Genomic DNA, 21,129 nt, shown 5'->3' on the forward strand with positions numbered 1-21,129 from the left:
AAAATTCGTGGCATAATCTTCGTTAAATGTTCTATTCCGCACAAAATGAGAAAAAAGATGTACGATACAATTTTTATTGAAAAACTGACGGTGTTTGCGACCATCGGAGTTTATGATTGGGAGCAGCAGATTAAGCAAAAGCTGGTGTTCGATTTGGAAATGGCGTGGAACAGTCAACGTGCAGCTGCGGAAGATAATGTTGCCTATTGCCTGAATTATGCCGAAGTCAGCCAATTCATCATTGATTATGTTGAAGCTAAGCCGTTTTTGTTAATCGAAACGGTTGCTTATCAAGTGGCTGAACAGCTGCAACAACGCTTTGCTATTCCATGGCTGCGACTGAAACTCAGCAAACCCGGTGCCGTAGCGCAAGCGGCTACGGTCGGCATTGTGGTGGAGCGGGGGCAACGCTGATGCCATCTGCGTTTTACGGTTACTTGGGCTTGCTGCTTGCTTCCCTGTTTTGGGGTGGCAATTTTATGTTCGGCAAGATGGTTAGTGCCGAGATTCCGCCGATTATCTTAAATTTCAGCCGCTGGTTTCCGGCGGCGATTATTTTACTGTTGCTATTTCACCGCCAGTTGAAGCCTTGCTTGCCGATTATCCGTCGCTATTGGCTGCTGCTGACCGCACTTGGTGTGTTAGGCATCATCTTCTTTCCGGTTTTTTTATATCAAGGATTGCTCACCACCACGGCATTAAATGCCAGTATTTACTTAGCCGCTGTGCCGATGGCAACACTGTTGCTAAATCACCTGATTTTTCGGGATCCGATTCAACCGACAATGTTAATTGGTGCGATATTGAGCTTTATCGGGGTGCTCTACCTGTTGGTTCAAGGCCAACCCTCGAATATTTTGGCATTAAATATCAACAACGGCGATATTTGGGCAATTGGTTCGGCGCTAAGTTGGGCGGTATATTGCGCCATCGTGCGTCTCAAACCGCCACAGCTGATCAACAGCGTGTTTGTCACTTCGTTGGTGACTATCGGCGTGCTGCTGTTTAGCCCGATATATCTTTATTCACTGGCGCAAGGTGACGGCACAGTTTACCGCGAACTCAGCACCACACAGTGGCAAATTGTGCTCTATTTAATTATCTTTCCGTCAATTTTATCCTACATCTTTTGGAATTACGGCATCAGCATTGTCGGCTCAGCAAAAGGCGCCAGTTTCACCAATATTGTACCGCTGTTTGCCGCCGCCTTAAGTATTATTATTCTGCGAGAGCCAATCCACCTTTACCATATCATCAGCAGCATTTTGATTATTTGCGGCTTGGTTTTGTGCAACCGCAAAGTGCGGTCACCTTAACGGTACAATTGCGATGGTTTTTCCTAATGGTGCAAGAAGTTTTAATAATGTACTCAGCTGAGGATTCGATGTACCTTTCTCAATTCTTGCAATCACGGGCTGTTTAACACCGCTCAGAGCCTCCAATTTCTTTTGCGAAACGCCTAATTCCTGTCTGGCATTGATTAACTCACTAATCAATGCCACCCTAAGATCACTTTCTCTAATCTCCTCTACACTAAAAATCTCTTTTTCAAAATCATTCCAGTTTGAACCGATTGGAGAGATACTATTCATTATTATTTCCTCTTTTAATCATATCTTTTAAATTTTTCTTTGCTCGTTCAATATGTTGCTGTGGTGTTTTGCGTGTCGTTTTCATAAATTGGTATAATAAAACAAAGCTCTGATTCTTGTATGCGGCAAATAATATTCGATCTCTTAATGGTCTTATTTCCCATATTTCTGCCTCTAAATGTTTGATATAAGGTTCGCCTGCGGTGACGCCATGCAAGCTTAATACCTTAATATAATCACGGATCTTGTTCAATTTAATGCGACTATCTTTATCTTTTTTTTCGATAGTTCAATAAGATACAACTTAACAGGCTCTTTTCCTTTTTTATCCTGATAAAATACAATATCAAACATAGCCCTTCCTTATCACCGACAATAACATACAAAACACATGCATTCAATAACTTAAAAGTTATTAAATGCTATATAAATCTGATAAGGAAAATAGCGAAGCTGAGAAGAAAATCGAAAGATCAGTACAAAATATTGCGATCTGGCACGAAAAATAGCAATCAAATATCGGAAAAAGTGCGGTCACGCCAATAATAGTAGCTGTTTTAAATTTGTCAGTTCAACATGGGGCAGATTGCGACTTTGTTGATGCGCAAGCAATGAGTCGCTGTTTAGGTTCAGCCACACAGCCTGACAGCCCGCTTGAACAGCGCCTTGCACATCAGCTTGCAGATTATCGCCAACGTGCAAAATCTGATCCGACCGCACGTTGAAGTGCGCTGCGGTTTGAGCGAATAGATCAAAGTGCGGTTTTGCCCTGCCGTGCTCGCCACCGCGTAGGCACAAGCTGAACTGGGTTAAGCCAATTTTTTTGGGATCAACATTGCCATTGGTGATCACTGCCAGCGGATAGCGCTCTGCCAAGCTGTCCAAAGTGGCTTTTGTTTGTGGCGATAACGCTATTTGATGGCGCCAATGGATAAAATGTGCCATCGCCTGCGAAATAATCGTATCGATTTTACCGACTGAAACCGCACTTTGCGTTAATAGACGTTCAAGTGCAACAATCCGCCAATGCACCACATCTTCCATGATCAACGGATTCGCCACTGCAACCACACGTTTAACTTGCCCCCAACTTTCCACCGTCAAGTGCGGTAACGCCGCCAAACGCTGCAATTCACACAAAAATTGCTTTTCTGCTTCAGCAATCACGCTGCGGTTGTCATATAAAGTATCGTCGAGATCAAAGCTGATAATGTTGAATGGCTGTAGCTGGCGATAGAAACGCATAATCAATCCTAAAAATGAATAAGAGAGATATTATGCCATTAATTCGCAAAGTGCGGTTTAAAAAATAAAATTTCAATATTGCGATCCGGAAAGAAAGAAAAATCAACGATAATAGCCGCAGCTTTGGGTTTAAGCGTGGCTTTCATCCCGAAATCTGCGGCTGTTTGACTAAAATCCCTGATATTACTTCAGGGAAGTACCGATTTATAACATCTATTCTTCAATCGCTTTGGCTTTATATTTTGGATTCATCAGGTTTTCCGGTGACAAAATATCGTCCAGCTGCGCTTCGGTCAACAAGCCTTTTTCCAACACCACATCTTTGACGCTGCGTCCGGTGGTAGCACAAATTTTGCCGATAATATCGCCATTATGATGACCAATAAATGGATTCAAATAAGTGATAATTCCAATTGAATTAAACACATAATTTTCGCATACTTCTTTATTCACCGTGATGCCGTCAATACATTTATCGCGCAAATTGACACAAGCATTGCTCAACAACGAAATGCTTTCAAACATTGCTTGTCCGATCACCGGCTCCATCACGTTCAATTGCAATTGCCCGGCTTCAGCGGCAAACGTGATGGTGAGATCATTACCAAACACTTTAAAGCACACCTGATTCACTACTTCCGGAATGACCGGGTTGACTTTTGCCGGCATAATCGATGATCCGGCTTGAAGTTCCGGCAAGTTGATTTCATTTAATCCGGCACGCGGCCCTGACGACAACAAACGCAAATCGTTGCATACTTTAGACAATTTGACGGCAGTACGTTTCAGCGCACCATGCACCATCACATAAGCACCACAATCCGAAGTGGCTTCGATTAAGTTATGCGACAGCACACAAGGCAAGCCACTGACTTCACTCAAATAGCGGGTTGCCAGTTCCGGATAACCTGTCGGGGTATTCACGCCGGTGCCGATTGCGGTGGCACCCAAATTGACTTCTAACAACAAATTCGCTGTGCGCGATAAATTCAAAATTTCTTCATCTAGTAATACCGCAAACGCAGCAAATTCCTGCCCGACACTCATCGGCACCGCATCTTGCAACTGAGTGCGCCCCATTTTTAAAATTCCGGCAAACGCCTGTGCTTTAGCTTCAAACCCCTCTTTTAAATAACGAATTTGTTCGATCAATTTCATCAGACTGTTATAAACCGCAATTCGGAAACCGCTCGGATAAGAGTCGTTGGTCGATTGACTGGCGTTAACATGATCCATCGGATCTAAATAGCGATATTCGCCTTTTTGATGCCCCATCAATTCCAACGCTAAGTTAGCCACCACTTCATTGGTATTCATATTGACTGAAGTGCCCGCTCCGCCTTGAAATACATCCGACGGAAATTGATCCAAACATTTGCCTTGCTCTAAAATGGTATCGCAAGCCTGAATAATCGCTTGAGCAATTTTTTTCGGAATCACTTTCAGCTCAACGTTTGCCAATGCTGCTGCTTTTTTGACCATCACCATACCACGCACAAATTCCGGAATATCGGAAATCACCGCATTGGAAATGTTAAAATTTTCTACCGCTCTTAAGGTGTGAATGCCCCAATATACATCTGCCGGCACTTCTCTTTCACCCAATAAATCTTTTTCAATTCTGACTGCTGTCATCGCATTCTCCTATTAATGGTCACTGATTATCGGCAGTGGCTGCTGCCTGTTGATGGCGATATTGTAGCAATTTAAAAGCGTTGATCACTGGACATAAATTTATGCTATTCATTACTTTTTATAATCGAAGTTTGGCTTGAAAACACCCAAAACATCCCCATTATAATGGTCATTCATTAGGGTCTGTTGATCTTTGTTTATATTTTGAGTTGTCGTTTAAAATGAGCACAATCTAGGCGTAAACCGAAATCAATAGTGGGACTATTGATAAGGATTACAACGACGAGTGTGCTCATTTTAAACACAATCCGTAGGACTATGACTCTTTTTCGCCATTACTTTTCGTACTACAGCGGCGTTAAAAGTCGTTCGTTTAGAATCACTAAACTTCACAACTTTTGCCTTGTATTGACGAAAAATAGTCTATAGCTCAAATTATAAACAAAGATCAACAGACCCTATACTGAGTCGGAGATACCACATGCCATTATTACTTTTATTTGCTATTTTCGGGCTTTACGTGTATTTAGAATTATCCCTACTCGTCACCATCGGCAGTGCCATCGGTGTTTTTCCGTTAATCCTGTTGCTTATCCTTTCCAGCGTTATCGGGCTTTGGATTATCCGTCTGCGCGGTTGGTACACCATGCTGCGCCTGCAACAACAGCTGCGACAAGGGGAAGTACCGTCGCAAAGTTTGGTGCAAACCGCACTTTGGCTGCTTGCCGGGGTACTATTTTTGATTCCCGGCTTTCTAAGCGATATTCTCGCGATATTGTTACTGATGCCGTTTAGCACCCGCCTGCTAGAAAAGTATGTATCGCATAAAGTGCGGTCATTTGCTGCTTTCAATGGTAAATTCGCCCAAACTAACGACCGCCATCGTCCTGATAACAGCACGGTTTATGAAGCGGAATACGACAAAAAAGTCGATGAAGATAAACGCTTACATTAAAAATTTTATTTTTGCCCTTGAAAGCCGATAGCCTTGCCCATATTAAGTTTTCACCAATTATTAAAACCGCACTTTGCATGGTGTTGGTTACGCAAGTATCCGAACACTGCGCAAACGCATTCAATTAATTAATCTAACTACATCAGGAGAAAGTGAGATGAATATTCGTCCATTACACGATCGTGTGATTATCAAACGTGAAGAAGTTGAAACCCGTTCAGCCGGCGGCATTGTGTTGACCGGTTCAGCCGCCACCAAATCGACCCGTGCTAAAGTATTGGCGGTCGGCAAAGGTCGTATTTTGGAAAACGGCAGCGTGCAGCCACTGGATGTGAAAGTCGGCGACAGCGTTATTTTTAATGAAGGCTACGGCGTGAAAAGCGAAAAAATCGACGGCGAAGAAGTGTTAATCATCTCGGAAAACGATATTTTGGCAATCGTTGAATAATCACTCTTATTTTACTATAACTCATTGTAATAGAAGGAATATACAAAATGGCAGCAAAAGACGTTAAATTTGGTAATGATGCTCGTGTCAAAATGTTGGCAGGGGTAAATGTATTAGCCGATGCAGTGAAAGTGACATTAGGTCCGAAAGGTCGCAACGTGGTGTTAGACAAAGCGTTCGGCGCACCAACAATCACCAAAGACGGGGTTTCGGTTGCGCGTGAAATCGAATTGGAAGACAAATTCGAAAACATGGGCGCACAAATGGTTAAAGAAGTGGCATCTAAAGCCAATGACGCTGCCGGTGACGGTACGACCACCGCCACCGTATTGGCACAATCTATTGTCAACGAAGGCTTAAAAGCGGTCGCCGCCGGTATGAATCCGATGGATCTTAAACGCGGAATCGACAAAGCTGTGGTCGCCAGTGTTGAAGAGTTGAAAAAATTATCCGTGCCTTGTGCCGATTCAAAAGCGATTGAACAAGTGGGCACTATTTCTGCCAACTCTGACACTACCGTCGGTAAATTAATCGCTGAAGCAATGGATAAAGTCGGTAAAGAAGGCGTGATCACCGTGGAAGACGGCAGCGGTCTGGAAGACGAATTAAATGTGGTTGAAGGTATGCAATTCGATCGCGGTTATCTGTCACCTTATTTCATCAACAAACCGGAAACCGGCAGCGTTGAATTAGATAATCCGTATATCCTGCTAGTTGACAAAAAAATCTCCAATATTCGTGAGTTACTGCCAGTGCTGGAAGCTGTCGCTAAAGCGGGTAAACCGTTGTTTATCGTCGCCGAAGATGTTGAAGGTGAAGCGTTGGCAACCTTGGTGGTCAACACCATGCGCGGTATTGTGAAAGTTGCTGCGGTAAAAGCGCCGGGCTTCGGCGACCGTCGTAAAGCAATGCTGCAAGACATTGCGGTGTTGACTGCCGGTACCGTGATTTCTGAAGAGATCGGCATGGAACTGGAAAAAGCCACGATTGAAGAGTTGGGACAAGCCAAACGTGTGGTGATCACCAAAGACAACACGACGATTATCGACGGTATCGGCGATCAAGCGCAAATCAGTGGTCGAGTGACACAGATTCGTCAACAAATCGAAGAATCCTCTTCCGATTATGATCGTGAAAAACTACAAGAGCGTGTAGCAAAATTAGCCGGCGGTGTGGCGGTGATCAAAGTGGGTGCGGCAACCGAAGTCGAAATGAAAGAGAAAAAAGCCCGCGTTGAAGATGCACTGCATGCCACCCGTGCTGCGGTTGAAGAAGGCGTGGTTGCCGGTGGTGGTGTTGCGTTGATCCGCGTTGCCAACAAACTGGTTGATTTGACCGGTGATAACGAAGATCAAAATGTCGGCATCAAATTGGCATTACGCGCAATGGAAGCGCCATTGCGCCAAATCGTCGCCAATGCCGGAGAAGAAGCTTCTGTGGTTGCTAGCAACGTTAAAGACGGCGTTGGTAACTACGGTTATAACGCTGCAACTGAAACCTATGGCGACATGCTTGAAATGGGTATTTTAGATCCGACCAAAGTAACTCGCTCTGCTCTGCAATTCGCAGCCTCTATTGCCGGGTTGATGATCACCACCGAATGTATGGTAACTGAACTGCCTAAAGCCGAAGCACCAGATATGGGCGCCGGAATGGGCGGCATGGGTGGAATGGGCGGCATGATGTAACCGCACTTCCCTCGTGAAGTAAACCCCGATAACAGGTTGAGTTATCGGGGTTTTATTTTGCTCAGAAAAAGCTATATACAATCAGCCTAACGACATAACATTCATTAGCCAAATAAAATCGGCACGACCAATACGGTGGCAATCATCACGATAATCGTGAAAGGTACCCCAATTTTCAGGAAGTCAGAGAATTTGTAACCGCCCGGCCCTAATACCATGGTATTGACCGGAGAAGAGACCGGTGTCATAAATGCTGCCGATGCTGCCACTGCAATCGTAATCACAAACGGTAGCGCTGATGTCTGAAGCTCATTTGCTAATGCCACGCCAATCGGGGTCATCAAAATCGCCGTAGCCGTGTTCGAGATAAACAACCCGATTAGCGCACATAAAATAAATAAACTGGCCAGTACTCCATGAATACCCCATTCACCAACCAGCTCAATCAAACCGCTGACGGCAAGGCTAATTCCACCGGTTTTATCCAGCGCTATTGCAAACGGCATCATACCGACAATCAAAATCAGGCTCGGCCAATGAATTGAATTATAGGCGCTGCGTGCATCAATACAGCGGAATTTTGCCAACATCATGCAAGCGATCAGTGCCGCAATCACATTCGGCACCACGCCGGATACCATCAACGCCACCATTGTCACCACCGACAAAATAGCATGCGGTGCTTGCGTAATGGCCGGAGCAACTTGATCAATCTCACTGGGATAATTCAGCATAAAGAAGTCTTTATTACTGCTGCGCAGTTCACGAATCTGTTTCCAGTCACCGATGACCAAATACTGATCCCCGGTGGTAATTACGACATCGGCTAATTCTTCGGTAATCCGCTTGGTGCCACGTTTAACGCCGGCAATAATTAAACCATATTTGTGCTGAAATTTAATTTCACGCACCGTTTTACCCAAATTAGCACTTTCCGGAATCGGCGAAATCTCCGCCATGCCGACCGACTTCGCTTTTTCACTATAGTAGTTGCCACGCACTTCAATCGGCTTCAATCCGTATTCTTCACAAAACTGCGCCCAATCCAAGTCGTTGTTGGCAATATCCAGTAATAAAATATCTTTTTCGCGCACATCGGTCAATGCAGACGCAGTGACGACAATGTGACGAATTCGGCGCCAGCGCTCGACTGCAACCACTAAAATACGGTATTGAGAATGTAGGTGCAGCTCATCGAGTGTTTTGCCGATCAAACGAGAACCGGGCATTACCAGTGCCTGCTTGGAACGATCTTGGATTTGATAACTTTCGATCAAATCATTCATCGAAGTGCGGTTATAGTTGTTTTCCTCATGACCTTGGTTATCACTATCCAAAAATCGACGGGCAAACAGCATATAGCCAATTCCTAATACTAACACCATCAAACCAATCGGAGTGAACGTGAAAAAACCAAGCGGCGGCTCTCCTGCTCGCACCAATTCAGCATTCGCAATCAGGTTAGGCGGTGTTGCGATCAACGTTGTCATCCCACTGGTTAAGCCAGCCACACTCAGTGGCATCATCAAGCGCTTCGGTGAAATATTCATCTGAGCACAAATCGCCAAAACCACCGGAATAAAAATCGCCACGATGCCGGTAGAACTCATAAATGCGCCCAGTCCCGCCACAGCTACCATCAGTAACACCAGAATTTTGACTTCATTATTATCAGCCGCTTTAATCAGCCATTCACTCACTTGATAGGCAACCCCAGTTCGCAGCAATCCTTCACCGACCACGAACAGTAGCGCAATCAAAATAATATTCGGATCGCTAAATCCAGCCAAAATTTCCGGTACACTCAAAATTCCGCTCAAACTGAATGCCACCATCACCAACAACGCCACCACATCCATTCTGATTTTATTGGAGATAAACAACCAAACCGCAACCACTAAAAAAGCGAGTACTAAAAATAATTGCGGGCTGATTGAAAGGTATTGTTGCAAAAGCATGGCTTGGTTTAACTCCCTGTTCTGATGACTAGTTCCGATTACGGACAACTTGGTGTTCTGGTTGTTCACTATAGCACAGAAGCAGAATCAATAGGTTTGAATCAATAAAAAATTGCTATTAGGCCACTGCTCTATCGCTTTTAATACGCCCTCTGAATTGATGAATTGTATTGGTGACCACACCTTGCAACCGCACTTGCTGTAATGACGAAACCCGTAAATTATCATGTTTGGAATCTAGTGAAAAAAAGATCAAATTATTCTCTTCTGCTGAAAAAAATTCGTACAGCAGTAAACTGCCGCTTTGTTCAATCACCACCAAATCACCGGGTATAATTTGAGCGGTTTCTTCGATAACCAACATATCACCCTGCTCGATTCCCCAAGAGGTCAAATGCGGGTTATTCACTCGCATAAAAAATGTCTGTTTGGGTTTTTTGATGCAATAAAGATTCAGATCCATTTTGTATTTGACCGCACTTTGCTTGCCGAAATGAAATGTTGCCTGTCGTTGATCCTCATAGACCGGCATTGGTTGGTAAGAATAGGGATGTCTGGCTGAATTATCAATGCTATTCATATTGTTATACATAATTCGCTCCTTCTTTTGTGTCAATTTTTTTAACTTTAACGATCGCCGGCACTATTTAACTGGGTATTTATACAGTGATTTATACTGTATTTTTATACAGCATTCAACTGTTTTTTATTTTTTATTGACAAAAATAATAATAGCAGACAGTAAAACATTGAATAATCTGATAGATTATTCACAATTTTCTTATGCAATAATTAAAAAATTAGCACCAAAGCAGCTATAGCATTATAAAAAAGCTGATTTCCTTAAATTTTATGTTTTATTATTGAAAATTTTACGTTAATCTTAGCTCGAGTCTCGCTTCAGAGATGATGTAAAAAGACCTTATCATTCACCATAAAAAGAAGAAAACTATGAGTAACTCAAATCACTTTTTAATCAAACTGCTGTTTCAAGGCAGTTTAATCACCAAAATCTCGATTGGTCTGGTGCTGGGTATTATTGCCGGATTGATTACACACCCCTTGACTCCTACATTAGGTTTTAACCTAGCGGAAAGTGTCAGTGTTTTAGGTACGCTGTTTGTGCGTGGTTTACGCGCAATTGCACCTATTCTGGTGTTTATCTTAGTACTGTCTGCAATTGCCAACCGCAAAGCCAGCGATGCCAAACACAATAGCAAGGCGATGAAATCCGTTATCGTACTGTATATTGTTGGTACGTTCCTCGCGGCACTGACAGCAGTCATCGCCAGTTTCTTGTTCCCAAGCCAATTGACACTGGTCACCGCCGGTGCTGAATTAAGCCCGCCACAAAATGTTAGTGAAGTTCTGCTGACGGTATTGATGAACGTGGTGGATAACCCGATTCAAGCGCTGTTTAATGCCAACTATATCGGTATTTTGGCATGGGCAATCGGCTTAGGTATCGCATTACGCCACGCTTCTGAAAGCACCAAGCGTATTATTCACGAATTGGCAGAAGCCGTGACCATGATCGTAAAAGTCGTGATCGCTTTCGCACCATTCGGGGTATTCGGCTTAGTGGCTGCAGCAATGGCGGACAAAGGCTTAGAGGAACTTGCTGCTTATGCCCGCTTGTTGTATGTATTAGTCGGTTCAATGCTGTTTGTCGCCTTTGTGGTCAATCCTATTTTAGTATTCTGGAAAACCCGCCAAAATCCGTATCCATTAATCTGGACTGCGGTGCGTGAAAGCGGCTTAACCGCATTCTTCACCCGTAGCTCTGCCGCCAATATTCCGGTCAACATGAACTTGGCAAAACGTTTAGACCTGAATGAAGAGTTGTACTCTGTCTCCATTCCATTGGGCGCAACCATTAACATGGCCGGTGCAGCGATTACCATTACCGTACTGACGCTGGCAGCCGTAACCACCTTAGGTATCGAGGTGACGTTCAGCACCGCACTTTTATTGAGCGTGATTGCCAGTGTCTGCGCTTGTGGTGCTTCCGGTGTTGCCGGGGGCTCCTTGTTGCTGATTCCATTGGCTTGTAGCCTGTTCGGTATTCCAAATGATATTGCGGTGCAAGTGATTGGCGTCGGCTTTATTATCGGTGTGATTCAAGATTCGGTAGAAACTGCACTGAACTCGTCAACTGACGTGGTATTCACTGCCGCCGCCGATATTGCAGAAAAACGCAGCAACAGTTAGTCAATCTAGCGAAATAGTCGTTAATTCAACTACTTTTATTCAAGACAAGCGAATCGGTGTAAAACTGATTCGCTTTTTTTCACCCATTGGTTTAATTTACATATTGATTAAATTTACCCATAAATAAATGAACACATGACGAGGTAGTATGCCAACCGCCATCCGATTACAACAAGCCCAACTTAAAATCAACAATCAGTTGTTTGTCACTATTGATGATTTTCAAATTATGCCAAACGAATTTGCAGTGATTGTCGGGCATAACGGTAGTGGTAAAAGTACCTTAGCTAAATTTTTGGCACAGAAAAAGGCGCCTTACACTGGCGATTATCAAAATCCATTCCAACAGATCAGCCTGCTCTCTTTTGAACAGCAACAGCAGATTGTCGAGCAGATTTATCGAGATCTGAATAACGATTGTGTCGACCCTGATTATCATGGCAAAACCGCTGCTGAACTGATTTTAGAACAGCATAACCAACCGCACTTTTTAGCCGAAGTGGCTGAGACGCTACAGATTACCCCATTGCTGAACCGCGCTTTTAAGCACCTTTCCACCGGTGAAGGGCGTAAAGTACTATTGGCTAAAGCACTGATCAGTCGCCCTCAATTGCTGATTTTAGATGAGCCGTTTGAAGGTTTGGATCAAGCATCGCAAGCATTTTGGATTGACTTACTAACCGCACTTTGCCAACAAATGACGGTGATCCTGATCATTAATCGACTGGACGATATTCCATCACAGGCCAATACCATCGCCATGATGAACAATTGCCGCCTGATCTTGCAGGATAGTGCTGAAATTATTCGTCAAAGTGCGGTGTTTCAACAACTTTGTCACGCCGAAAACAGCGTTTATCAAGCCATTCCGCTGCCTGCCGAAACGCCACAAACCCTCGATAACGATCTGGATTTCGTCTTTGATCTACACAATGTCAACGTTCGGTATGGCGATAAACTGATTTTGAACAGCTTAAACTGGCAGGTAAAACCGGGAGAAAGTTGGTGGATTAAAGGCCCCAACGGCTGTGGCAAGTCCACTCTGCTCTCGTTGATTAGTGGCGATCATCCGCAGGCATTCTGCAACCAAGTCAAGATTTTTGGTAAACAGCGTGGCAGTGGCGAAACCGTTTGGCAAATCAAACAAAAAATCGGTTTTCTCAGCAACCAGTTCCATCTGGATTATCGGGTCAATTGCAGCGCACTTGAGGTGATTGTCTCCGGCTATTACGATTCTATTGGCGTTTATCAACAAATTCCGGACAGTTTACGTTTAAATGCACTGCAATGGCTCGAGCGTATTCATATGTTGTCCTTTGCCGACAAACCGTTTCGTACACTGTCTTGGGGGCAACAGCGGTTACTCTTGATTGCTCGAGCCATGGTCAAACACCCGCCGATCTTGATTTTGGACGAACCACTGATGGGATTGGACGGGATTAACCGCCATCTAGTACTGACTTTTATCGAACAGTTGATCAGCAACAGTGCAACACAATTGCTGTTTGTTTCACACCACTTAGAAGATCAGCCTAAGTGCATCAACCGCACTTTCGAATTTATTGCAAATGCTGACAGTTACGATTATTATCAAAGCTAAACGTTATTTACTGATACGTTTTATCCTGTTAATCGACTTAAAAAGAGAGGAATTTCCGTTATGGATTTTTTAGATGGTTTGCCGATTGCAACAGTATTTTTTGTGCTGTTTGTCATTTTTACCCTGTTTTCCGCCCTGAAAACCGTGCCGCAAGGTTATCACTGGACGATAGAACGCTTTGGACGCTACACCCGCACCTTGACGCCGGGTCTGAATTTTATCGTGCCGTTTATCGATCGGGTCGGACGTAAAATCAACATGATGGAACAGGTGTTGGATATTCCGTCGCAAGAAGTGATCTCGAAAGATAATGCCAATGTGTCGATTGATGCGGTTTGTTTCGTACAAGTCATCGATGCCCGCAATGCTGCCTATGAAGTCAACCATCTGGAACAAGCGATTATCAACCTGACATTGACCAATATCCGTACTGTGTTGGGCTCAATGGAGTTGGACGAAATGTTATCACAGCGCGATTCAATCAATAGTCGTTTGTTGTCAATCGTCGATGAAGCCACCAATCCATGGGGAGTCAAAGTCACCCGGATTGAGATTCGTGACGTGCGCCCGCCAAAAGAGTTGATCGATTCGATGAACGCGCAAATGAAAGCAGAACGAAATAAACGTGCTGATGTTCTGGAAGCCGAAGGGGTGCGCCAAGCCGCAATTCTGCGTGCCGAAGGCGACAAACAGTCACGCATTCTGAAAGCAGAAGGGGAAAGACAAGAAGCCTTTCTGAAAGCCGAGGCGCGCGAGCGGGAAGCCGAAGCCGAAGCAAAAGCTACCCAAATGGTGTCCGATGCGATTGCCAGTGGTGATACTAAAGCCATCAACTACTTTATCGCACAAAAATATACCGAAGCCTTGCAACAAATCGGGCAGGCACAAAACAGTAAAGTGGTGTTGATGCCGCTGGAAGCCGGAAGCTTAATCGGTTCGGTTGCCGGTATCAGTGAATTACTCAAGGGCGATAAAAAAGCCTGATAAACTTTTAACTTAGCGAGGGACAACATGGAATGGTTTGCTGCTTGGACGTTTTGGTCTTGGTTAATTTTCGGTTTTATCCTCTTAATCGCCGAGGCTATCCTACCGGGCATTTTTCTGCTCTGGTGGGGGCTTGCCGCCTTGGCAGTCGCCGGTTTAAGCTGCCTTTTCCCGCTCTCAATAATCTGGAGTTGGGTTATTTTTGCCAGTCTGGCCGTGATCGCCAGCGTAGTGTGGTGGCGTTACCAACACCATAAAGATCAGCAGGCAGATCCGCATACCGCACTTAACCAACGTGGCATTGCGATGCTCGCTCAACGCGGCACCGTGACTGAAATGGCAGCAAGCGGTATCGGGCGTGCGCATTTCGGCGACACCACTTGGCGGATTAAAGGTGCGAATTTGCAGATCGGCGATACGGTAAAAGTATCCAAGGTTGACGGTATTACGCTATCCGTCGAGAAAATCATAAACTAGAAAACCCAAAATCGGGAAAATGTGTAAATATGCAACACTTAATTATTTATGCCCACCCACATTTACACAGCTTCAGTAAAGCCATGGTCGATAGCATTGCTGCCAGCAGTAAAAAGTGCGGTTGTGAAGTCATGATCCGCGATCTGTATCGCATGAATTTTAACCCGATTTTATCCTATGAAGAGTTGCAGGGATCGTATCAGGGTATTATTGCCGCAGAAATTCGCTACGAGCAGCAGCTGATCTCAAATGCTGATTTAATCACACTGGTTTATCCGCTATGGTGGATGGGATTTCCGGCGATCTTGAAAGGCTATCTGGATCGCGTATTAACGCACGGTTTTGCCTACAAAACAGAAAATGGCGTTTCTTGCGGACTGCTGAAAGGGAAAAAGCTGCAACAATTTATCTTGATTGGCAGTAACTTGATGGAGTATCAGCGACGTGGCTTTGATAAATCGATACAGGACACGTTGGTTGACGGTTTGTTTAACTACTGTGGAATCGAGGATATTCAACATCAGATTTTTGATGACATTCATCTGGTTAACGATCAAGCTCGCCAAACCATGCTGCGGCAGGCAGCAGAAATCACTACACAAAATTTATCTGCTGCTGAAGCTTATTAGCCCGTATCCTCATTTCAATGATGAAGTTAACGCCTTGCGACATTTGCCACAACTTTATGTAATAGTAGTGACAATTGTCGCATCTCTTCCGGCGTAATTCCTCTAAAGACTTGATGAATATTTTCCCATTGTTGCGGCATACGTTCTCGAATAAAACCAATTCCTTTTTCAGTCAATCGCAATAAGAAACTGCGTCGATCCGCTTCATCTATAACCCGTTCAATCCAGCCTCTGCCTACCAATTCATCGGAAATCCGCGTTGCGTTGGTACGGGAAGAACCGAGAATATCGCTCAGTTTCGACGGCTGAATACGATGCTCCGGCTGAGTATAGAGCACCACCAATGCCATAAACAACGTATCATTTAATTCCCACTTTTTTAATAATGTGTTGCGATGTTCCAAATAGGCGCTGCTCGAATGCAATAATAAACGGATAAGCAGAATTTTTTCCAACGGTAAATCCGGCTCTGATTGCGCACACTGCTTGATTGAGGTTTCAATTTTAGAAAAATTTCGCATAAATGATTATCTCCTTAAATAATCTAACGCTCTTATTATAACCAAAGTGATTATAACGTTACTATAAAGTCTACCAAATCGCAATCGTTGTCGTTTACTGTAAAGGGGATGTTAATTTTATGTGAAGCAGATCAACATTTGATAAAAATTACATTTACTAAAATTTAGAGTTTGCCTAATCTTATTACTGTTATTACCCAACCCTATTTTCACCCTAACCGAGGATCCCTCTATGAAATTAAAACCTACATTATTTAAAGTCCTAGCATCTGCCAGCGCTTTAGGTATCCTGCTGTCCGGTAACGCATTGGCAGCTGATCCGATTGTCATTAAATTTTCCCATGTAGTTGCCGATGAAACGCCGAAAGGTCAAGGCGCACTGTTGTTTAAAAAACTGGTAGAAGAAAAATACCCTAACCAAGTCAAAGTGGAAGTCTATCCAAACTCGTCACTCTATGGTGACGGCAAAGAGATGGAGGCCCTCCTGTTAAATAACGTGCAAATGCTGGCACCGTCGTTGGCTAAATTTGATAAATATGCCCCGCAAATTCAGTTATTCGATCTGCCATTCCTATTTGACGATATCCAAGCGGTTGAACGCTTTGAAAAAAGTGAAGCCGGCAAAAGCTTACTAAATACCATGACCGACAAAGGCATCACCGGTTTGGGCTATTGGAATAACGATTTAAAACAATTGTCTGCCAACAAAGCACTAAAATTGCCTAAAGATGCACGAGGTCTGAAATTCCGCGTACAAAACTCTGAAGTGTTGGATGCTCAATTCAAACAACTGAATGCCGTGCCGCGCAAAATGTCGTTCAGTGAAATGTATCAAGGCTTACAAACCGGCGTTGTGAACGGTGCAGAAAATCCGTATTCCAACATCTATTCACAAAAAATTCATGAGGTGCAAAAATACATCACCGAATCCAACCATGGTTTGCTGTCTTACATGGTGATTGTCAACACTAAATTCTGGGACGGTTTGCCTCCAGAGTTACGCACGGGTTTAAGTGAAATCATGGATCAAGTCAGTGATGAAGTGAATAAAAAATCCCACGAATTCAATCTGGCTGATAAACAAAAAATCATTGATGCGAAAACCTCTGAAATTATCTACTTGACGCCGGAAGAGAGATCACAATGGCGTGAAGCCATGCGTCCGGTCTGGAAAAAATTTGAAGATTCCATCGGTGCAGATTTAATTAAAGCTGCTGAAGCATCCAACCAACAATAACCCATAATTAACCCAAAGTGCGGTCTGAGTACCGCACTTCTCAAGCTCACGTTTTAAGGAGCTGCTATGCAAGCCTTCAATTTTCTGTGGGGAAAACTGGAAGAGTTCATGATCACCCTGTCACTGGCATTGATGACCTTGATCACTTTCGTTTATGTCCTATTTAATAACCTTTATAGCCCATTTTACGATCTCGCTGATGCCTATCCATCGCTGGAGTCAGTATTTCTGCCGATTGCTAATTTCTCAATCACTATCGCACAAGAAATGACGTGGAGCGTCGCACTGACCAAGCTGTTTTTTGCCATGCTAATCTTTTTTGGCGCCTCTTATGGTGTGCGTACCGCTGGGCACATCGGTATTGATGCATTAGTTAAAAAATTTAACACCCCGATACAACGCAAAATCAGTATTATCGCTTGTCTAGCTTGCCTGATTTACGCCGCATTGATCGCCTATGCCAGTAGTGAATGGGTCAGAGCGATGTTTCAAGCCAAAATCGGTGCCGAAGATTTGCAGCACTTCGGTATTCAGCTATGGCATATCGGGCTGATCATTCCAATTGGCTATCTGATGATTTTTATGCGCTTTATCGAAATTTTTGTACGTCTGTTAAAAGGACAACAAAACGGCTTAGGCTTGGCTGACGAAGCCAAAGACGCCATTAAATTACAAGAAACCGAGATACAATAAGGAGCCGTTATGACAGTCGTATTTCTGTTTATTTGCCTGTTTACACTGATGTTGATAGGCGTGCCGATTGCCGTGGCACTGGGTCTGTCCGGCTCATTGATTATTATTTTGTTCAGCCAAGACTCAATCAGCTCGGTTGCAATCAAATTATTCGAAACCTCCGAACACTACACCTTGCTCGCCATTCCGTTTTTCCTGTTAGCAGGTGCGTTTATGACCACCGGTGGCGTTGCTCGTCGTCTCATCGACTTTGCCAATGCTACTGTCGGACATATTCGTGGTGGCTTGGCGATTGCATCGGTGCTGGCCTGTATGTTGTTTGCCGCACTCTCTGGGTCTAGCCCGGCAACCGTGGCGGCTGTAGGCTCGATTGCAATTGCCGGCATGGTGCGTTCCGGTTATCCGATTGAATTCGGCACCGGGATTATCTGTAATGCCGGAACCTTAGGGATTCTGATCCCACCATCAATCGTGATGGTAGTTTATGCTGCTGCCACCGAAAGCTCGGTCGGGCGCCTGTTTATGGCTGGTGTTGTGCCAGGGCTACTGCTTGGCGGTGTCTTGATGATCGCCATTTACATCGTTGCCCGCATCAAGAATCTGCCCGCATTGCCAAGAGCGTCGGTCAAAGAGTGGTTTGCCGCTGCTCGCAAAGCGCTGTGGGGCTTAATTCTGATGGTGATTATTTTAGGCGGGATTTACAGTGGCGCCTTCACACCGACAGAAGCTGCCGCCGTTGCCGCTGTTTATTCATTCTTTGTCGCCGTGTTTGTCTATAAAGACATCAAGCTGAAAGAGTGTCCTAAAGTGTTGTTGGAAGCGGGTAAGCTGAGCATCATGCTGATGTTTATCATCGCCAACGCCATGTTGTTCGCCCATGTGTTGACCACCGAACAGATTCCACAGCACTTGACCTCGTTAGTTGTCGCAATGGAACTGCAACCGTGGCAATTCCTGATCGTGGTGAATATTATTCTGTTGGTTGCCGGTGCTTTTATGGAACCATCAGCGATTATTCTTATTCTAGTACCGATTCTGTTCCCTATTGCCATGCAATTAGGCATTGACCCGATTCATTTGGGAATTATCATGGTAGTGAATATGGAAATCGGCATGATCACGCCACCGGTCGGGCTCAACCTGTTTGTCTCCTCGGCAATCACCGGCTTGAGCTTACCGCAAGTCATTAAAGCGGCCAGTCCATGGTTATTGCTGATGCTCGGCTTCCTGATTGCCGTTACCTACATTCCGACCATCTCATTGGCATTGCCAAACTGGATCGGTGCAATGTAGCCAAAACGTGTAGCCACAAACAACAACCGCACTTTATGCTTTGAAAGTGAATCCGGCATAAAGTGCGGTTTTTTATTCGCTGCGTTCGCGTAATTTTTCACGCAGTAAGTTTTTTAATTGATTTTCTAATCGTTTATCAACACTCACCTGATATTGCGGTGAACGACAAGGACCGAACAGCCTGACCGGCAGTTGATATTGCGAATAGCCAACGATATTTGGCGACAATCTTAATTCAAAACGGCAGTTGAAATCGGTTAAACTCATTTCACCGCTGCCACTCAAATTGAGATCTTTGCCTTGTGCCGACAGCTTATTCAGGTTCAAGACTTCTTGGTTCCAGCTTAACGCGGCACTGGCCTGCTCAAACGGGGTTGCCACACGATCGGCGTATTTTTTTGCCCCTTGTCGAATCGGAAAATATTGACTGATGAGATCCAATAGGTTCAAACCGTTTAATTCAGCTTGGCTGATATTCAACGTTAAATCACCGTTGGTTAAAACGCCATCATTAAACCGCGCACTACCCGAGAAATCACTGACCCCGCTAAGCAACACCGGTAGTTGCAAAAACTCCAACAGTGGCGACAGCGATAATTGTTTGCCTCGTAGCGCTAAAAAATTGCCCTGCGCCTGTTGCTGACCGTTAATCGCTAACACACCGCCATTTTGCTGCAATTGCAGGGCAAAGTGCGGTTTGGATTCATGATTATCTGCAATATTATTCGGTGTGTAATGCAATACCGCACTTTCAAGCGGCAACTGATTCAACAAGCCCTGTTGCAGCACATTTGCCACTGCTTTTGTTGCTGTGATAACGACAGTTTTTCTGCGCTCAGGGTGATGTCGCGGTTATTCAAAAAATAGCCTTGCGCCATCTCAACATTCAATTGCAGCTGGTGCAGCGCCACGCCATTGGCAAAGCGTTGTGCCAGTGCGGTTAAGTGTAAACGGTTGTTTTCTACACTCTCTGCAGTCAGGCTCAGCTCGGCGAGGTTATAGGATTGATCAATATGATCCAAGGTGAGAGAAACAATATTCAGATTTAACGGTGCAATGGTTCCACCGTACAACTCAATCTGTTTAATATGTGGTGATAAACTAAATAACGAAAACCAACTAAAACGAGCAATGGCCTGCTGTGCGGAGAAATTCCAGCCGGGCGCTTGATAATCAAGTTGCGACAACACAAGGGTTGGAGACGGGAAATAGGCGAAACGGGCATCAGCGATCTGTAGTCCGGGCAGCACTTGGGGTAACCGGATTTTGAATCGATCTTGCAATTGATGAAGCTGATATAAAAAAAACACAGCAAGTGCCACAACACCCACAATTGCAGGATATAACACTCGCTTGTTCCACATCGGCAACTAATCCTCGTTAATACGGCTGGCAACCGCACCTTGCTGGTTTTTATATTTGGCGTTGCTGCGGCTGTTGTACGGCCTAGCTGCGTCGCCACTCAACACTTCGAAGCTCAGCGCGCCAATAGTCATCTTAGGACGCAATGCCAATGGCAATTTGCCGGAGTTAAAAAATTCCAATACAATTTTGCCCTCCCAACCCGGATCAATTCGGTGTGCGGTTACATGCACCATCAACCCCAAACGTGCCAACGACGAACGTCCGTCCAACCAACCGATCACATTGGCAGGCAACTTGACCGACTCATAAGTGGTCGCCAATGCCAGAACGCCCGGATGCAGAAAAAAGGCTTCATCATCTTTCAGCAAAATTTCATCGCTCATCACGCGATCCAGCTGGGCACTCACTTCTTCTTTCGGCCCGCTTAAATCAATATAGGGGGCGCTGTATTCACGGAAAACCCGAAATGAATTGCCCAAACACACATCCACCGTTGCGCCATTGATTTTGTCATTTTCCGGGCGTGGCTCAAGGGCAATAATGCCCTGATCTAAATAACGTTCGATATCATGATCACATAGTCTCATCGGCTACTCTC

At 44.6% G+C, this 21,129-nt stretch carries 23 protein-coding genes; 13 read left to right on the plus strand and 10 right to left on the minus strand.

All coding sequences use genetic code 11. The features are described from left to right. Positions 1–57: 57 nt before the first annotated feature. Positions 58–414, plus strand: coding sequence for a dihydroneopterin aldolase (gene folB / locus EDC16_RS00360; protein ID WP_132964253.1), 357 nt, complete (start codon positions 58–60; stop codon positions 412–414). Next, positions 414–1,316, plus strand: coding sequence for a DMT family transporter (locus tag EDC16_RS00365; protein WP_132964255.1), 903 nt, complete (start codon positions 414–416; stop codon positions 1,314–1,316). Before folB ends, EDC16_RS00365 begins: the two co-directional genes overlap by 1 nt. On the opposite strand, the gene EDC16_RS00370 is transcribed toward EDC16_RS00365, so the two are convergent. The 4 genes from EDC16_RS00370 to aspA all read right to left on the minus strand — a co-directional run bounded on the left by EDC16_RS00370 (position 1,308) and on the right by aspA (position 4,472). After that, the gene (locus EDC16_RS00370; protein ID WP_132964256.1) at positions 1,308–1,592 is read right to left on the minus strand and encodes a helix-turn-helix domain-containing protein; all 285 of its coding nucleotides are present in this window, start codon (positions 1,590–1,592) and stop codon (positions 1,308–1,310) included. The genes EDC16_RS00365 and EDC16_RS00370 overlap by 9 nt on opposite strands. Continuing rightward, positions 1,585–1,845 (minus strand): type II toxin-antitoxin system RelE/ParE family toxin, encoded by a 261-nt coding sequence (locus tag EDC16_RS12785; RefSeq protein ID WP_463413905.1) that lies wholly within the window; start codon positions 1,843–1,845, stop codon positions 1,585–1,587. Before EDC16_RS12785 ends, EDC16_RS00370 begins: the two co-directional genes overlap by 8 nt. Before the next feature lie 281 nt (positions 1,846–2,126). Next, positions 2,127–2,837, minus strand: coding sequence for a 5-amino-6-(5-phospho-D-ribitylamino)uracil phosphatase YigB (gene yigB, locus EDC16_RS00380; RefSeq protein ID WP_132964258.1), 711 nt, complete (start codon positions 2,835–2,837; stop codon positions 2,127–2,129). A gap of 213 nt (positions 2,838–3,050) precedes the next feature. Further along, entirely contained in the window at positions 3,051–4,472 is a 1,422-nt protein-coding gene (aspA, locus tag EDC16_RS00385) for an aspartate ammonia-lyase (RefSeq protein ID WP_132964260.1), read from the minus strand. Positions 4,473–4,953: 481 nt separating this feature from the next. On the opposite strand from aspA, the gene EDC16_RS00390 reads away from it, so the two are divergent. The 3 genes from EDC16_RS00390 (at position 4,954) to groL (ending at position 7,563) form a co-directional block, all read left to right on the plus strand. Further along, a complete protein-coding gene (locus EDC16_RS00390) occupies positions 4,954–5,427 on the plus strand; it encodes an FxsA family protein (protein WP_132964262.1) in 474 nt (157 codons plus the stop codon). A 157-nt stretch (positions 5,428–5,584) separates the two neighbouring features. Then, positions 5,585–5,875: a co-chaperone GroES gene (locus EDC16_RS00395; protein ID WP_132964264.1), complete on the plus strand. Its 291-nt coding sequence runs from the start codon at positions 5,585–5,587 to the stop codon at positions 5,873–5,875. Between the two features lie 47 nt (positions 5,876–5,922). Continuing rightward, positions 5,923–7,563, plus strand: a complete 1,641-nt coding sequence (gene groL / locus EDC16_RS00400) for a chaperonin GroEL (RefSeq protein ID WP_132964266.1) — start codon at positions 5,923–5,925, stop codon at positions 7,561–7,563. 104 nt (positions 7,564–7,667) lie between these two features. On the opposite strand, the gene EDC16_RS00405 is transcribed toward groL, so the two are convergent. Beyond that, positions 7,668–9,521: an SLC13 family permease gene (locus EDC16_RS00405; protein ID WP_132964268.1), complete on the minus strand. Its 1,854-nt coding sequence runs from the start codon at positions 9,519–9,521 to the stop codon at positions 7,668–7,670. Positions 9,522–9,639: 118 nt separating this feature from the next. Beyond that, positions 9,640–10,113, minus strand: a complete 474-nt coding sequence (locus tag EDC16_RS00410) for a LexA family protein (protein WP_232517213.1) — start codon at positions 10,111–10,113, stop codon at positions 9,640–9,642. Between the two features lie 359 nt (positions 10,114–10,472). Here EDC16_RS00410 and sstT point away from each other — a divergent pair, with 359 nt between their 5' ends. The 5 genes from sstT to EDC16_RS00435 all read left to right on the plus strand — a co-directional run bounded on the left by sstT (position 10,473) and on the right by EDC16_RS00435 (position 15,422). Further along, positions 10,473–11,732, plus strand: coding sequence for a serine/threonine transporter SstT (gene sstT / locus EDC16_RS00415; protein ID WP_132964270.1), 1,260 nt, complete (start codon positions 10,473–10,475; stop codon positions 11,730–11,732). A gap of 148 nt (positions 11,733–11,880) precedes the next feature. Then, complete coding sequence (gene modF, locus EDC16_RS00420; protein ID WP_132964272.1) at positions 11,881–13,332, plus strand: molybdate ABC transporter ATP-binding protein ModF; 1,452 nt, start codon at positions 11,881–11,883, stop codon at positions 13,330–13,332. A 60-nt stretch (positions 13,333–13,392) separates the two neighbouring features. Beyond that, complete coding sequence (locus EDC16_RS00425) at positions 13,393–14,316, plus strand: SPFH domain-containing protein (protein WP_132964274.1); 924 nt, start codon at positions 13,393–13,395, stop codon at positions 14,314–14,316. Positions 14,317–14,343: 27 nt separating this feature from the next. Continuing rightward, positions 14,344–14,793, plus strand: coding sequence for an NfeD family protein (locus EDC16_RS00430; protein WP_132964276.1), 450 nt, complete (start codon positions 14,344–14,346; stop codon positions 14,791–14,793). A 29-nt stretch (positions 14,794–14,822) separates the two neighbouring features. Further along, positions 14,823–15,422: an NAD(P)H-dependent oxidoreductase gene (locus EDC16_RS00435; protein ID WP_132964278.1), complete on the plus strand. Its 600-nt coding sequence runs from the start codon at positions 14,823–14,825 to the stop codon at positions 15,420–15,422. A 26-nt stretch (positions 15,423–15,448) separates the two neighbouring features. Here the strand turns inward: EDC16_RS00435 and mprA are convergent, their stop codons facing one another. Beyond that, the gene (gene mprA, locus EDC16_RS00440; protein ID WP_132964280.1) at positions 15,449–15,943 is read right to left on the minus strand and encodes a transcriptional repressor MprA; all 495 of its coding nucleotides are present in this window, start codon (positions 15,941–15,943) and stop codon (positions 15,449–15,451) included. Between the two features lie 232 nt (positions 15,944–16,175). Between mprA and EDC16_RS00445 the strand changes: the two genes are divergently transcribed. The 3 genes from EDC16_RS00445 (at position 16,176) to dctM (ending at position 19,166) form a co-directional block, all read left to right on the plus strand. Further along, complete coding sequence (locus tag EDC16_RS00445; RefSeq protein ID WP_132964282.1) at positions 16,176–17,180, plus strand: TRAP transporter substrate-binding protein; 1,005 nt, start codon at positions 16,176–16,178, stop codon at positions 17,178–17,180. A gap of 66 nt (positions 17,181–17,246) precedes the next feature. Beyond that, positions 17,247–17,873, plus strand: coding sequence for a TRAP transporter small permease (locus tag EDC16_RS00450; protein ID WP_132964285.1), 627 nt, complete (start codon positions 17,247–17,249; stop codon positions 17,871–17,873). 9 nt (positions 17,874–17,882) lie between these two features. Next, positions 17,883–19,166, plus strand: coding sequence for a C4-dicarboxylate TRAP transporter large permease protein DctM (gene dctM / locus EDC16_RS00455; protein WP_132964287.1), 1,284 nt, complete (start codon positions 17,883–17,885; stop codon positions 19,164–19,166). Positions 19,167–19,238: 72 nt separating this feature from the next. Here the strand turns inward: dctM and EDC16_RS00460 are convergent, their stop codons facing one another. Genes EDC16_RS00460 through dcd form a run of 3 tightly spaced genes read right to left on the minus strand, consistent with a single transcriptional unit; the run spans position 19,239 to position 21,118 of the window. Beyond that, entirely contained in the window at positions 19,239–19,964 is a 726-nt protein-coding gene (locus tag EDC16_RS00460; protein ID WP_132964289.1) for a hypothetical protein, read from the minus strand. Next, entirely contained in the window at positions 19,934–20,530 is a 597-nt protein-coding gene (locus tag EDC16_RS00465; protein WP_132964291.1) for an AsmA family protein, read from the minus strand. Before EDC16_RS00465 ends, EDC16_RS00460 begins: the two co-directional genes overlap by 31 nt. A gap of 6 nt (positions 20,531–20,536) precedes the next feature. Further along, a complete protein-coding gene (gene dcd / locus EDC16_RS00470; RefSeq protein WP_132964293.1) occupies positions 20,537–21,118 on the minus strand; it encodes a dCTP deaminase in 582 nt (193 codons plus the stop codon). Between the last annotated feature and the right edge of the window lie 11 nt (positions 21,119–21,129).

The organism is Testudinibacter aquarius (assembly GCF_004342725.1).
Classification (GTDB): Bacteria; Pseudomonadota; Gammaproteobacteria; order Enterobacterales; family Pasteurellaceae; genus Chelonobacter; species Chelonobacter aquarius.